At 75.0% G+C, this 13,184-nt stretch carries 15 protein-coding genes; 7 read left to right on the forward strand and 8 right to left on the reverse strand.

The window, feature by feature from the left end; translation table 11 throughout:
* Positions 1–69: 69 nt before the first annotated feature.
* From A6F73_RS30370 to A6F73_RS30380, 3 genes are all read right to left on the reverse strand, one after another.
* Positions 70–339, reverse strand: coding sequence for a hypothetical protein (locus A6F73_RS30370; RefSeq protein WP_063350696.1), 270 nt, complete (start codon positions 337–339; stop codon positions 70–72).
* A 171-nt stretch (positions 340–510) separates the two neighbouring features.
* Positions 511–1,311 carry a HEAT repeat domain-containing protein gene (locus tag A6F73_RS30375; protein ID WP_208869135.1) on the reverse strand — a complete coding sequence of 267 codons (801 nt, stop codon included), beginning with the start codon at positions 1,309–1,311 and terminating at the stop codon, positions 511–513.
* A gap of 118 nt (positions 1,312–1,429) precedes the next feature.
* Positions 1,430–2,140 carry a TetR/AcrR family transcriptional regulator C-terminal domain-containing protein gene (locus A6F73_RS30380; RefSeq protein WP_079136148.1) on the reverse strand — a complete coding sequence of 237 codons (711 nt, stop codon included), beginning with the start codon at positions 2,138–2,140 and terminating at the stop codon, positions 1,430–1,432.
* 115 nt (positions 2,141–2,255) lie between these two features.
* Between A6F73_RS30380 and A6F73_RS30385 the strand changes: the two genes are divergently transcribed.
* Positions 2,256–3,530, forward strand: a complete 1,275-nt coding sequence (locus tag A6F73_RS30385) for an FAD-dependent monooxygenase (protein ID WP_079136149.1) — start codon at positions 2,256–2,258, stop codon at positions 3,528–3,530.
* Here A6F73_RS30385 and A6F73_RS30390 read toward each other — a convergent pair.
* The gene (locus tag A6F73_RS30390; RefSeq protein WP_063350697.1) at positions 3,514–5,364 is read right to left on the reverse strand and encodes a hypothetical protein; all 1,851 of its coding nucleotides are present in this window, start codon (positions 5,362–5,364) and stop codon (positions 3,514–3,516) included. The two genes, A6F73_RS30385 and A6F73_RS30390, sit on opposite strands and share 17 nt — an antisense overlap.
* A gap of 334 nt (positions 5,365–5,698) precedes the next feature.
* On the opposite strand from A6F73_RS30390, the gene A6F73_RS30395 reads away from it, so the two are divergent.
* Entirely contained in the window at positions 5,699–6,328 is a 630-nt protein-coding gene (locus A6F73_RS30395; RefSeq protein ID WP_244293556.1) for a CBS domain-containing protein, read from the forward strand.
* A 142-nt stretch (positions 6,329–6,470) separates the two neighbouring features.
* Positions 6,471–7,121 carry a hypothetical protein gene (locus A6F73_RS30400; RefSeq protein WP_063350699.1) on the forward strand — a complete coding sequence of 217 codons (651 nt, stop codon included), beginning with the start codon at positions 6,471–6,473 and terminating at the stop codon, positions 7,119–7,121.
* A 10-nt stretch (positions 7,122–7,131) separates the two neighbouring features.
* Here the strand turns inward: A6F73_RS30400 and A6F73_RS30405 are convergent, their stop codons facing one another.
* Positions 7,132–7,503, reverse strand: coding sequence for a hypothetical protein (locus A6F73_RS30405; RefSeq protein WP_063350700.1), 372 nt, complete (start codon positions 7,501–7,503; stop codon positions 7,132–7,134).
* 156 nt (positions 7,504–7,659) lie between these two features.
* Here A6F73_RS30405 and A6F73_RS30410 point away from each other — a divergent pair, with 156 nt between their 5' ends.
* Positions 7,660–8,022, forward strand: a complete 363-nt coding sequence (locus tag A6F73_RS30410; protein ID WP_063350701.1) for a hypothetical protein — start codon at positions 7,660–7,662, stop codon at positions 8,020–8,022.
* 128 nt (positions 8,023–8,150) lie between these two features.
* Here the strand turns inward: A6F73_RS30410 and A6F73_RS30415 are convergent, their stop codons facing one another.
* The gene (locus tag A6F73_RS30415; RefSeq protein WP_063350702.1) at positions 8,151–8,561 is read right to left on the reverse strand and encodes an organic hydroperoxide resistance protein; all 411 of its coding nucleotides are present in this window, start codon (positions 8,559–8,561) and stop codon (positions 8,151–8,153) included.
* A gap of 116 nt (positions 8,562–8,677) precedes the next feature.
* Between A6F73_RS30415 and A6F73_RS30420 the strand changes: the two genes are divergently transcribed.
* The 3 genes from A6F73_RS30420 (at position 8,678) to A6F73_RS30430 (ending at position 10,666) form a co-directional block, all read left to right on the forward strand.
* Positions 8,678–9,151, forward strand: coding sequence for a MarR family transcriptional regulator (locus A6F73_RS30420; protein ID WP_063350703.1), 474 nt, complete (start codon positions 8,678–8,680; stop codon positions 9,149–9,151).
* A 256-nt stretch (positions 9,152–9,407) separates the two neighbouring features.
* Positions 9,408–9,980: a sigma-70 family RNA polymerase sigma factor gene (locus tag A6F73_RS30425; protein ID WP_063350704.1), complete on the forward strand. Its 573-nt coding sequence runs from the start codon at positions 9,408–9,410 to the stop codon at positions 9,978–9,980.
* Positions 9,977–10,666, forward strand: a complete 690-nt coding sequence (locus A6F73_RS30430; RefSeq protein WP_063350705.1) for a hypothetical protein — start codon at positions 9,977–9,979, stop codon at positions 10,664–10,666. The genes A6F73_RS30425 and A6F73_RS30430 overlap by 4 nt, the downstream gene beginning before the upstream one ends.
* Positions 10,667–10,743: 77 nt before the next feature.
* Here the strand turns inward: A6F73_RS30430 and A6F73_RS30435 are convergent, their stop codons facing one another.
* Positions 10,744–11,412, reverse strand: coding sequence for a GAP family protein (locus A6F73_RS30435; protein ID WP_063350706.1), 669 nt, complete (start codon positions 11,410–11,412; stop codon positions 10,744–10,746).
* 324 nt (positions 11,413–11,736) lie between these two features.
* The gene (argG, locus tag A6F73_RS30440; RefSeq protein WP_063350707.1) at positions 11,737–13,161 is read right to left on the reverse strand and encodes an argininosuccinate synthase; all 1,425 of its coding nucleotides are present in this window, start codon (positions 13,159–13,161) and stop codon (positions 11,737–11,739) included.
* Positions 13,162–13,184 lie beyond the last annotated feature (23 nt).

Consider the following 13,184-nt stretch of genomic DNA (forward strand, 5'->3'; position numbering starts at 1 on the left):
GAACGGGTCGGCCGTCTGCGCCTCCTGCTCAGTGGCAGTCCAGGTCAGCGGCAGTCCGGGTCGTTCTGGTCAGCGACTCGGGTGGGACTTGCTCCAGGCCGGGGCGACGAAGGCCACCAGGGCGACGGCGAAGCCGAGTTGGAGAAGGTGCCGGATCCAGTCGATGCCCGAGGTGTGGCGGACACCGATCCATCCGGAGACGGCGTTGCCGAGCCAGGCCCCGGCGGCGCCGAGCAGCATCGTCAGCCACCAGGGGATCGACTGCGGCCCGCGCAGGATCAGCTTGGCCAGTACGCCCAGCACGAAGCCGATGATCAGAATCCACAGGAGCTGGAACATCGCAGTCCACCTTCCGGGCGCCGCCGGACTGACCCCGGTGCGCCGAATCGCCGAGACGCGGTTCGTCCCATGATCGCCCGGATCGGCCGAACGGGCACGTCGGGAGCTTCTACCGCTCCGGCCGCACCTGCTCGGTCCTGAGCTTCACCGAGGACTCCTGGCGGCCGGCTCTCAGCGCTCCAGTGCCGCCTCGACGGCCTCGCGGACGTCCGGGTGCGGGTCGTTCGCGAGGCCGTCGAGCAGGGCGGCGACACCCGGGGTGGACCAGCCGGCGACGGCCCACACCAGTTCCTCGCGCACGGCCGGGTCCGGGTGGGCGGCCAGCCGGGCGAGGCGGTCCAGTGGGCCGCGGCGGCGGCGCCCGAAGCTCTGCAGGGCGGCGAGCAGTTCGGCGGGGTCGCCCGGCTCGCCGGCGGCCTCGATCCGGGCGAGCAGGACGGGCACGGGCGGCGGCGGGGCGTCCAACGGGTGCTGGTGGCGCTCGCGCAGTCGACGGCTGCCGTACCCGCCGACGGGCTGGCAGCCCATGCAGGGACAAGGCCGGGTGCCGTGGGCGTTCGGCTGGTAGCGCCAGCCGGAGACCTGCGGCACGCCGCGGATCCGGTGGACCTCGCGGGCGCCCACCGCGCGCGGCACGAACACCTCCCAGCCGCGCGGGTCCGCCAGTTCGGCGATCCGCCGCACCGCCTCGGCGGCGGGTACCCGCTGCTGGGCGTCCCTCGCGCGGTCCCGGTAGTGCCCGGCCAGCACCTGCTGCGTGTCGTCCAGCCGGAGGTGCACCGCGACCAGCGAGCCCCCGGTGCCGAACCGGGCCAGTTCGCGCAGCCACTGGTGGGTCAGCGGGTACGAGGGCAGTACCGGGAAGCAGTACAGCCCGCGCACCCCGCCCTGCCCCCGGCTGTCGGCCCGGATCCCGGCGCGGCGGATCCGCGGCGCGTTCGCCGCGGCGGTCAGGTGCACGAACATCGCCATGGCCCGGGATGCTAGCGGCTGGCCGACCGCGGGCCCATCGGATTTCCTCGGGAGGCGGGGCGGGGCGGGGCGGCGCGGGGCGGGGCGGGAGGCAGAGCAGGAGGCGGGGCAGGAGGCGTCAGGCGGTGCCCGTGCGGCGGGTGATCAGGGCGGCGAGGCCGTCCAGGATGCGGTCCAGGCCGAAGTCCAGGGCCTGGTCGCGCCCGTCCTCGCCGGTCATGGCGGCGGCCAGGGCGGGGTAGCGGTCGGCGTGCTGGTGCACCAGCGTGCCGAGGGCGGTGAGGAGTTCGGCTTCGGGGGAGCCGTCGGGCCCGGCGGCGCGGGACTGCTGGGCGATGCTGCGGACGTGTCCGGCGAGCAGGACGGCGGCGTCCATCCGCTCGGGGCCGGTCAGTCCGTGGCCGTCGAGGGCGGTCACCACCCGTTCCAGCCAGGTGAGTTCCTTCGGGCCCATCACCCGGGGGCCGACGGTGGCGTCGAGCAGCCACGGGTGGCGGCCGAACGACTCGGTCAAGTGGTGCGCCCAGGCCGTGAGTTGGCTCCTCCAGTCGTGGGCGCGCCGGTCCTGCGGGGGCTCGCCGACGGCGGCCTCGACCATCAGGGCGACGAGTTCGGCCTTGCCGGGCACGTAGCGGTAGAGCGACATCTTGGTGAAGTCGAGCAGCCCGGCGACCTTCTGCATCGAGACCGCGCCCAGGCCTTCGGCGTCCGCGATCTCGACGCCCGCCGCCGCGATCCGCTCCAGGCTGAGGGCCGGTTTCGGCCCGCGGGTGGGCTTGGCCGGGGGGCCCCAGAGCAGCCGCACCATGTCGTTCGCCGCCTCGCTCACATTCCGCTCCCGTTCTGGGGGTTGCTCGTCCGACCTAACTGCGTCTACCGTACACAGCAGCAAACAGTATCCACCGGACACAGTTTCTCGATCCTCTCGGACGGAGTGGTTTCCCATGAGCACCAAGGTCCTGATCTCGGGCGCGAGCATCGCCGGCCCCGCCCTGGCCCACTGGCTCAGCCGGTACGGCTTCGAGGTCACCGTCGTCGAACTCGCCCCGGCGCTGCGCGGCGGCGGCCAGAACGTCGACTTCCGCGGCCGCACCCACCTGACGGTGCTGGAGCGGATGGGCGTCCTCGACGAACTGCGCGCGCTCGACACCGGCGGCAGCCCGATGACCTTCCTCGGCGCCGACGGCCGCCGACTCCTGCACCTGCCCGCCGAGTTCGCGGGCGGCGAACTGGAGATCCCGCGCGGCGAACTCGCCCAGCTGCTGTACCGGCACAGCCGCGCCCGCGCCGATTACGTCTTCGGCGACTCCATCACCGCCCTGGAGGAGACCCCGAGCGGTGTGCGGGCCGCCTTCCGGCACGGCGCGCCGCGCGAGTTCGACCTGGTGATCGGCGCCGACGGGCTGCACTCCAACGTCCGCCGGCTCGCCTTCGGCCCCGAGCAGCGCTACGTCCGCCACCTCGGCTACTACGCGGCCACCTGGCAGTTCCCCAACGACCTCGGCCTGCCGCCCGGTTCGGTCGGCCTCAACGTCCCCGGCCGGCTCGCCTCGATCGGCGCCGACCACCGCGACCCGGCCCGCGCGGGCGCCTTCTGCCTCTTCGCCTCGCCCGAACTGCGCTACGACCGCCACGACCAGGAGCAGCAGAAGGCCCTGGTGCGGGACGCCTTCTCGGGCCTGGGCTGGGAGGTACCGCGCCTGCTGGAGAGCCTGCGGCACGCCCCCGAGCTCTACTTCGACTCGATCAGCCGCGCCGACGTCCCCACCTGGTCCAGCGGCCGGATCGCCCTGCTCGGCGACGCGGCCTGCGGCGCCACCATCGGCGGCATGGGCATCGGCACCGCCGTGGTGGCCGCGTACGTCCTGGCCGGCGAACTGGCCCGGGCCCGCGGCGACCACCGCACCGCCTTCGCCCGGTACGAGCAACTGCTGCGCGGCTACGCCCAGGGCTGCCAGAAGGGCGGGGACCGCACCGGCCCGTTCCTGGCGCCGCGCACCGCCACCGGCCTGCGCGTGCGCAACGGGCTGCTGAACCGGCGCTGGGTGCTGAACCGGATGCTGGAGCTCGGGAAGCAGGTCTCCAGCGTCGAGCTGCCGGACTACGAGCTGCCGAAGGGCGGGCTGCCGGACTGCGAGCCGCTGGAGAGCGAGCTGCCGGAGGGCGAGCTGCCGAAGTGCGCGCGCGAGTCGGCCGGCCGGTTCAGTGCGGCGGGCTGATCCGGGCGCCGCCGTCCAGGGCCGCCTCCACCTGGACGGCCGCCCGGGCCGGGCGCTCGACGGCCAGCGTGTGGTCCGGGGCGGGCCGGTCGGCGGACCAGTCCGGGCCCTTGACGGCGAGCCGGGTGACCCGCCGGCTGCCCGCCGCGAGTAGGAACTCCGCCCCCTGCGGGGAGCGCCACCAGGCCCAGCCGACGACGTCCTGCTCGAACCGGCTGCACGCCCGCCCCGGGCCGCCGCCGGTGCGCTGCGGGCCGCGGGCGGTCGGCAGCAGGACGGCGGTGGCGGCGCTGCCCTCGCCGGTCCAGCGGTCGGCTCGCAGGCAGACCCAGGACGCCGAGCCCGCGTTCTGCGGCAGCGGCTGCACCGCGAAGGCCCACAGGTTGAGCTGCTTGACGCCCGGCGTGCCGTCCGGGACGGCGCAGCCCGCGCGGGCCCAGGCCAGCAGCGCGTCCTGGCCGGTGGCCTCGCGCGGCTCGCGGGCCGGCTGGGTACGGTCCGGTGGCGGGGAGTAGGTGAGGTGCGCGGGGACGAGTCCGCCGAGGTCGGTCAGCAGGAAGGCGTGCTTCTCGGCGATGGCGGGGGAGGAGTGCAGCTGGAGCACCGTGGCGCCGTGGCAGTCCGCGAGCCCACCGCCCGGGACCGCCGCCGTGACCCCGTCAGGGTGGTCCAACGGCCGTGCGGGGGAGTCGGGTTGGTCGATCCGGCGGGTCTCGGCGGCGTCCACCCAGGGGGCCAGCAGATAGCGCACGGCGGTGCCCTGGCGGCGCAGCACCACCGCGCCCGCCGTGGTCACGTCCGAGTCGTCGGCCCGGGCGAGGTCCAGGCCGCCGTCGCGCCCGTCGGTGTAGCGGGCGAGCCGCCGGCCGTCGAACAGCACCACCACGGCGGCGCCGTCGACCGTCCCGGCGAACAGCAGGGCCGGCGGGGCGACGGGCGGCGTGGCGTCCACGCCCGGCTCGGTGCGGGTCTGCGGGCCCGGCCGCTCCCAGGCGGCCAGGGCGCGGCCGAGCAGCGCGCCGTCGTCGCGGCGGTCGCCGCGGGCGGGCCAGGCGGTGAAGTCGACCCGCGCGGTGTGCTGCCACCGGTCCGGCTCGACCCGGGTCAGGCGGGCCGGGTCGGCCGCGGTGCCGGACGGGGCGGGTGCGGGGCGGGCCGCAGGCGCGGCCGGGCCGGAGTCGGCCACCACGGCCGCCGTCGTGCTGAGCCCGAGCAGGCCGACCAGCAGCACGGCGCTCCACGTCCGGCGGCGGCGCAGCAGGTCGGTGGGCTGGACCCGCACCGCGCACGGGTCGAAGGCGGGCGGCTCCGGGTCCGCCCCGCCGGTCACACCGGCCGCCGCCGCGACGGCCTCCTCGGGGCGCTCGACCCCGGCCTGTCGCAGCACCCCGGCCGCCTGCTCCGGCGTCAGCCCCTCCACCGCGCGCAGGGCGAAGGCCGCCCGGGCGGGGGCGTCGAGCGCCGCGAGCGCGTGGTCCAGCGCCGCGTCCTCCTCGCCGCCGTGCGGGGTGAACAGCCGCAGTCCCCAGATCCGGGGAGCGGGCAGCCGCCGCGCGGGGTGCGGCCGCAGCGTTGCGCGCAGCACCCGCAGGCGCAGTGCGGCGTACACCGGGTCCTCGTCCGCTGCCGGCGGACCGGCCGGGCGGGTCCAGCGGGAGGGTAGGGCGCGCTGGACGGTCGCGTGCGCGGCCAGCACCCGGCTGTGTCGGTCCCGGTCGGCGGGCAGCGCGAGGTACGCCAGCCGGGCCAGCCTGCGGTAGTGGCGCACCAGCGCGGCCTCGGCCTGGGCCACCGGGCGTGCCGCGGCGCCCTGCGCCGGCGATGCCGCGCCCATCGTCCGTCCTGCCAACGGGCCCTCCCCGGATGCCGTGCGTGCTGTCGTGGTGGACGGTCCAACGAGTCGATCATGTGATGGTTGCGCCGTCCGGGTCGCCGGGTCGGTGCGTTGCTGGTTTCGGCGAGGCGGCGGGCGGGCGGCGGTTCGGCACGGTGTCGGATCCGCGTTCGGCGGGCGGGCCCAAGGTCCCGCCCGTTCAGCCCCTTGGCCCCTGGCGGCCCGTGCCGCCGGGCGCGATGCTGCCGGTACCGGCCGGGACGATCCGCGCCCGGCCGCAAGAGTGTCGTGGACGAGGTGAACCGGCGTGCGGCATGCCACCGTCGAATCAGTGATGACCAGCCCCGTGGTCCGGGTCGCGCCCGAGACCGGCTTCCGGGAGATCGTCGCGCTGCTGACCGAGTACGACATCACCGGGGTGCCGGTGGTGGACGCGGAGGGGCGGCCGCTCGGGATCGTCTCCGAGGCCGACCTGCTGCGCACGCTGGCCGCGCAGGAGGATCCGGGCGCGCTGCTGCCCGCCCCCGAGGCGGCGCCGGCCGGCCCGGGCGGTGCCGTGACCGCGGCCGACCTGATGACCGGGCAGCCGGTCTGCACGACGCCCGGGACCAGCGTGGTCGCGGCGGCCCGGCTGATGAGCCGGCACGGGCTGAAGCGGCTGCCGGTGCTGGACGAGGACGGACGGGTGACCGGCATGGTCAGCCGCGGGGACCTGCTGCGGGTGTTCCTGCGCGAGGACGTGGTGATCCGGCGGGAGATCGTCGAGGAGGTGCTCGGCCGGATCGACGGGGTGAGCCCGGCGGAGATCGGCGTCGAGGTCGATCAGGGCCGGGTGGTGCTCAGCGGTACGGTGCCCGAGCCGTACCTGGTCCCGATCGTGCTCAACCTGTGCCGCTCGGTGGACGGCGTGGTCTCGGTCACCGACCGGCTCGGTGCGGGCGGGGCGGCCGCTCCGGTGGGCTGATCCGTCGATCCTGCGATCCGACCGCTGTGCGCCGCCCCGGCCCGGGCGGTTCGCTTCGCATACTGCGGAGCGTATCGGGTAACTCACCCTGTGTGCCCGGCGGGTCGAACTGTCGGGGCGCCGGAGCACAGGGGAGGCGGCCGTGGCGGTCGTATTCGACGCGGACTTCACTTCGACCAGACAGTGGACTGCCGGGCGCACCAGTGCCTACCCCCGGATGGGGCCGACCAACCGGAGCGACCACAAGCTCGACTACCTCGGCCGCGGCTACTGCCCGGGCGGCGTGTTCAGCGCCACCCGGCGGCTCGTCGGCGGGCTCTGGACGTGCAACCTGCTCACCACCGAGGGCAGTCCGGACGGCTTCCAGGCCCGCACCGGCGACCAGCTGTCGGCACGCATCACGCTGCCCGTCGGCCTGGGTGCCTGGCCGGCCGTCTGGACCTGGCGGGACGGCGGCAACGAGGTCGACCTCTTCGAGTACCACCCCGACCACCCTGACCTGTTGGAGTTCTCCAACCACGTCCGGGGTGGGTACCGGTACTGGCACGGCGCCGGCTCGGGGATCGCGCCCGGGTCGACCTTCGACCTGCGGGTCGTGCTCGGCGCGAACTCGGTGGACTGGTACGTCGAGGACGAGCTGGTCTACGCGGACCTGCACGGGGTCGGTCCCGGCTGGCAGGCGTACCTGATCGTCAACCTGTCGGTCGCGGACGGCACGTACCACGACCGGCCGCCGCTGCAGGGGCCGGACCGGCTCAGCTGGGTCTGCCACAGCCTTCAGGTCGAGCGCTGAGCGTCCCGCCTCACGGGGCGAAGGTGGCGGTGACCGGGCCGCGCGGGCCGGAGCGCTGGAACCAGACCGTCCGGCGGTGCGCGCCGATGTGCGCGGGGTGGGCCACGTACAGGTCGTCGCGCGGGGCGCGTTCGTTGCCGGGGGCCAGGGCCGCGTCCACGGCGCGCGCGGCGATGGCGCGCAGCAGGGCGGTGGCGGTCGCTTCGGCCGCGGGCGGTGCGATGGCGAGCGCGGTGAGTTCGGCCCAGAGCGCGGTGGAGACGTAGCTGATCGGGGAGTGGCCGAGCGCGGGATGGGGGCGGTGGTCCCCGTGGCGCCGCAGTACCCCGGCCGTGACGAGCTGCTCGGGCGAGCGGTCGTCGGCCGGTGGGTGGTGGTTCATGGGCGGCAACGCTACCCCGGTGGGCCGGGCGCTGAGCGCCGGAACGTTTTCTCAGGCTTTCTTCAGGGCGCTTCGGCCCGGTGCGGGCGCACGATGGTGGTGAGGCGCTGGTCACCTCGGCGGGCCCCGGCTGCGGGGCCGGAGGAGGAGGTCCCCATGAGGTACTGGCACGGACACGGCCACGTCCTGGGTGGCTGGGGCATCGGTGTGATGGCGGTCTTGACGCTGCTGGTCCTGCTGGTGCTGGTGCTCGCCGCCATCGCCCTGTTCCGGTACGTGTCGCGGTCGCGTCGACCGCTGCCGTACGGCCCGGCGGGTCCGGGTGCGGCGGGGCCGGGTTCGGGTTCGGCGGCTTCGGGTGCGGCGGGGCCGGGGTGGGGCGCACCGCACGGCGCGGCGGCCGGGCCGACGCCCGAGCAACTGCTCGCGGAGCGGTTCGCGCGTGGCGAGATCGACACCGAGGAGTACCGGCACAGGCTCGACACGCTGCGCTCGGTGAACGGGCCGGGTGACGGCTGAGCCGGGGCGCACGCGGGCCCGCCACACGGTGGTGCGTGTGGCGGGCCCGTCTGCGGTGGCGGCCTGGCCGGCGTTTGCGCAGCCCGTTCGGCCTGCGCGGTCTACTCGGCGTGCGTGGCCTGCTGGGCCTATTCGACGACCAGCTCGACCGGGATGTTGCCGCGGGTGGCGCGCGAGTACGGGCAGACCTCGTGCGCCTGCTTGACCAGCTGCTCGCCGGTCCCGTCCGCGAGTGCCTCGGGCAGTTCGACGCGCAGCACGACGGCCAGGCCGAAGCCGGCGCCGTCCTTGCCGATCGACACCTCGGCGGTGACCGAGACCTCGCTGGTGTCGACCCGGGCCTGGCGGCCGACCAGGCCGAGGGCGCTGGCGAAGCAGGCCGCGTAGCCGGCCGCGAACAGCTGCTCGGGGTTGGTGCCCTGGCCGCTGCCGCCGAGCGCGGGCGGCATCGCGAGCGCGAGGTCCAGCTGCCCGTCGGAGCTGACGGCGCGGCCCTCCCGGCCGTTGGCGGTGGCGGCTGCGGTGTAGAGCGCGTCCATGGTCGGTTCCCTTCGTGTGTTCCGGCGGCCGCCGGGCCGCCCTCTGGAGATAAGTAGAGCACACAATTCAATTGCGCACAACTGAATGGCGTGAGGGTGATCGGTACCATGGAGCCATGACCACGCTCCCCGGCATGGCGGACGAGGAACTGCTCCGCCTCGACCAGCAGATCTGCTTCTCGCTGAACGCGGCCTCCCGCGCCTTCGGCGGCGTCTACCGGGTGCTGCTCCGCGACCTCGGACTCACCTACCCCCAGTACCTCGTCCTGCTCGTGCTCTGGGAGGACGGCGACCTGCCCGTCAAGCGGATCGGCGAGCGCCTGCGGCTCGACTCCGGCACGCTCTCCCCGCTGCTCAAGCGGCTGGAGGCGGCCGGGTTGGTGCGGCGCGAGCGCAGCCCGGAGGATGAGCGGTCGGTCACCGTCAGCCTCACCGCCGAGGGCTCCGCCCTGCGCGAGCGGGCCGGCCGGGTGCCGCGCCGGCTGTTCGATGCGACCGGACTGCCGGTCGAGGACCTGGCCGCGCTGCGCGTACTGCTGGAGCGGGTGACCGCCGCGCTGGACTCGGCGGTGGTGGAGCCGGCGCCGTAGTCGCGGCATCCTCCCTGTCAAGTCGGGCGGTCCACGGTCTGTGACGTGGGTCACGTGCGTCTGGGTCCCGGGCTCCTGTCGGGGCCGAACCGGCAGGTCAGCGCCGGTTTTCGAAAGTGAACGGAAACGGTCGCCAATTGTCCGCCCGATCCGGTCAACAACCCGGGCCGCCCGGACGGTTACACCACGAGCCCCCAGGGGCCGTCGGCGTGCCACCCGGTGGGCCGGCCAGCTGACCCACGAAAGGGGGGCGCGTGTGCTGAACACCCCCGGGCCGGGCGAGAAGCGGGACCTGCGGGCGGACCCGCTCGGCGCGCTGCCGGCCGACTTCGAGGCCTTCTTCACCCGCGAGCACCCGGGCTACCTCCGGTACGCCCAGCAGCGCCTGCGACATCGCGAGGACGCGCAGGACGCCGTCCAGAACGCGGGCGCCACGCTCTACAAGAACTGGCGCCGCGCCCTGGCCAGCGCCGACCCGCAGGCCTTCGCCTTCAAGATCGTCAAGGATGCGGTGGTGGACCTCCTGCGCGAGCGCCGCCGTGCCGAACGCAAACGGCTGCGCGTCATCGCGCAACGCCGGCCCGACACCAGCCAGGACGAACTGGACCAGCTCGCCGAACTCGACGCGCTGGACTGGGCGATGGAGGAACTCGCACGCGCCGCCCCGGTCCAGGCCGACGTCGTCCGGCTGCGCCAGGCGGGCCTGTCCTACCCGGACATCGGCCGCAGCCTCGGCATCGCGCACACCACCGCCCGCACCTACTACAGCCTCGGGCGGCGCCACCTGGAGTACCTGCTGGAGCAGCCGGACGACGGGCAGGCGCCGTGAAGGTCACCGAACTGCTGCGGGCGGACGCCGCCCTGCTGGAACGCGAGTTCCGCGACCACGACCCGGCCGCCTTCACCCGTCGGCTGGCCGAGCGGCTCGCCGCCGCCCGCCGGCCCGCGCCACCCGCCCGCGAACGCCCGGCCCGCCCGCCCGCGAACGCCCGGCCGCCGCACGCATTCGGCGAGCCCCCGTGGGCCGGCGGCCGGACCGAGCTCCGCCGCGACCTGCGGCACCTGTGCGCCACCGTGGCGGGCGCGGTGGACCCGGCCGAACTGGCTCTGGACCTCGAACTCGCCGAGAAGACGGCCTTCCGCACCCTCGGCTGCCTGCTCTACGGGATGGGCCGCACCGCCGACGGCGTCTTCTGGTGGCGGATCGCGACGCAGTACGGCGACCAGCTGGCCGTGCACTGCCTGGCCGTCCACTACGCGGCCGAGGGCGAGACCCGGGACGCGGCCCGCTGGGCCGCCCAGGCCGAGGACCTCAGCGCCCCCGGTCACCTGCCCGCCCTGGCCCCGGACGCCGGGCCGGGCGGCGCCGCGCAACTGGCGCGGGAACTGGCCGAGCGCTACGACGGCGAGATCCTGCTGACGCTCAGGGACGTGCTGGCGGTGCGCCCGGGGGCGGACGGCGGACGGCTGGGCCTGCGGTCGGTGCGGGGGAGAGGGGTGGTGCGCATCCGGTGAGCCGGGCGGTGGGGCGGTGGGGCGCTGGTGGGTGGAGGGCGGTGGTGGTGGCAGCGGGGCGGCCGCCGCCCGCGGGCTCACGCGAGCCCCGTGATGGCGTCGCCGACGTACTCGGCCCCGATCACGGCCAGCACGGTGGTCGTGATCGCCGTGCTGTGGGTGGCCAGCCAGGCCTTCCACTCCCCGAGGGTCCGCGCCGAGCGGTCCCCGCGGAGCAGGTGGACCGCGAGCGGAAGCAGCGTGCACAGCGAACCGATCAGCACCATCAGCGCGGCGGCCACCACCGTGCCCCCGACCCCGGCCGTACTGGCGGCGATCGAGGCCGCGCCGCCGACGGCCAGTGCCAGGTTCTTCGGGCCGGTCGTGACCAGGGCCACCGCGAGACCGGCCGACCGGCCCGCGCTGAAGCGGCCCACCTCCCGCATCCACCTCGGCGGCGCGGTGACGTGCCCCGCGCGGGGCCGGTCGCGCCACTGCTTCGCGGTCATCAGGACGAACAGGACGCCCAGCGCGAGCTCCAGCCAGTACGACCAGGTCGGCCGGCCGCCACCCGAACCCAGTGCGCTGCCCGCCGCCACCACGACCGCCACCACCGCCGCCAGGCCGACCGCCCAGCCGGCCGCGAAGGCGAGCGCGATGGTCCGCCCGCGCGGTGCGGCCAGCATCAGGACCACCGCGACCAGCGCCGGCGGGCTGATCGCGAGGCCCACCGCCGACGCCAGCATCGAACCGACCGCCTCGCCCATCCCGCTCCCGCCTCCTCGCCGTCGCCCGGGCTCGCCCGGCGCAGCCGCCGTCAGCGCCCGTCCGGCGCAGCCGCGGTTCGGGCCCGTGCCGTGAAACCGCTGCCCCGGGGCGTCTGGTGAAGCCGCTGCCCCGGGCCTGCTCCGCCGGGCACACGTCTGCCCCATTCAGCTACGCCCGGGGCCGCCGTGCACGGCCGGGGCCGCTGTGCGGGTGAGGTCCGGGGGTGGTGCTCAGGCCCGGAACGGCCGTCGTTCGCCCGGAACCGCCGAGGGCCGCCGCACCGGTGCGGTGCGGCGGCCCTCGGACGTGGTCACGGCAGCGGATCAGTCGTTGCCCGACTCGATCGCGGCGCTGTCGAGCGCGGTGGACTTGGCCGCCAGCGCCTCGGCGTCGGGGCCGGCGGCGGCGATCGGCGCCGCCCCGCCGGGCGCCAGCTCACCGATCAGGCCGCTCCACGGCGCCAGCTGGCCGTGCACCGCGTACTGCTCCAGCTTGCTGCGCGAGTCGGCGATGTCGAGGTTGCGCATGGTCAGCTGGCCGATGCGGTCGTCCGGGACGAACGCGGCGTCGACGCTGCGCTCCATGGACAGCTTCTCGGGGTGGTAGCTGAGGTTCGGGCCCTGGGTGTCGAGCACCGAGTAGTCCTGGCCGCGGCGCAGTCGCAGCGTGACGCTGCCGGTGACCGGCTGGCCGACCCAGCGCTGCAGGCTGTCGCGGAGCATCAGCGACTGCGGGTCGAACCAGCGGCCCTCGTACAGCAGCCGCCCGAGCCGGCGGCCCTGCGTGTGGTAGGTGGCGACGGTGTCCTCGTTGTGGATCGCGTTGAGCAGCCGCTCGTAGGCGGTGTGCAGCAGCGCCATGCCGGGGGCCTCGTAGATGCCGCGGCTCTTGGCCTCGATGATGCGGTTCTCGATCTGGTCCGACATGCCCAGGCCGTGGCGCCCGCCGATCCGGTTGGCCTCGTGCACCAGCTCGACGGCGTCGGCGAACGCCCGGCCGTTGATGCGGACCGGACGGCCGAACTCGAACTCGATCGTCACGTCCTCGGTCTGGATCTCGACCGCCGGGTCCCAGAAGGCCACGCCCATGATCGGGCTGACGATCTCCATCGAGGTGTCCAGGTACTCCAGCCGCTTGGCCTCGTGGGTGGCGCCCCAGATGTTGGCGTCGGTGGAGTAGGCCTTCTCGGCGGAGTCGCGGTACGGCAGGTCGCGCTCGGAGAGCCAGGCGGACATCTCCTTGCGGCCGCCGAGCTCGGTGACGAACCGCTGGTCCAGCCACGGCTTGTAGATCCGCAGGCTGGGGTTGGCGAGCAGGCCGTAGCGGTAGAACCGCTCGATGTCGTTGCCCTTGTAGGTGGAGCCGTCGCCCCAGATGGAGACCTCGTCCTCGCGCATCGCGCGGACCAGCAGGGTGCCGGTCACGGCGCGGCCGAGCGGGGTGGTGTTGAAGTACGTCTGCCCGGCGGAGCGGATGTGGAAGGCGCCGCAGGCGAGGGCGGCCAGGCCCTCCTCGACCAGCGCCGCCCGGCAGTCGACCAGCCGGGCCTGCTCGGCGCCGTAGGCGCGGCCGCGGGCCGGGACGTCGGCGAGGTTCGGCTCGTCGTACTGGCCGATGTCGGCCGTGTAGGCGTAGGGGACGGCGCCGTGCTCGCGCATCCACGCGACGGCGACGGAGGTGTCCAATCCACCGGAGAATGCGATGCCGATCCGTTCACCGACCGGCAGCTTGCTCAAGACCTTCGACATGCATGCACCCTTGACCCGCGAGG

The sequence above is a fragment of the Streptomyces sp. MJM8645 genome, assembly GCF_001625365.1.
In the GTDB taxonomy this organism is placed as follows: domain Bacteria; phylum Actinomycetota; class Actinomycetes; order Streptomycetales; family Streptomycetaceae; genus Kitasatospora.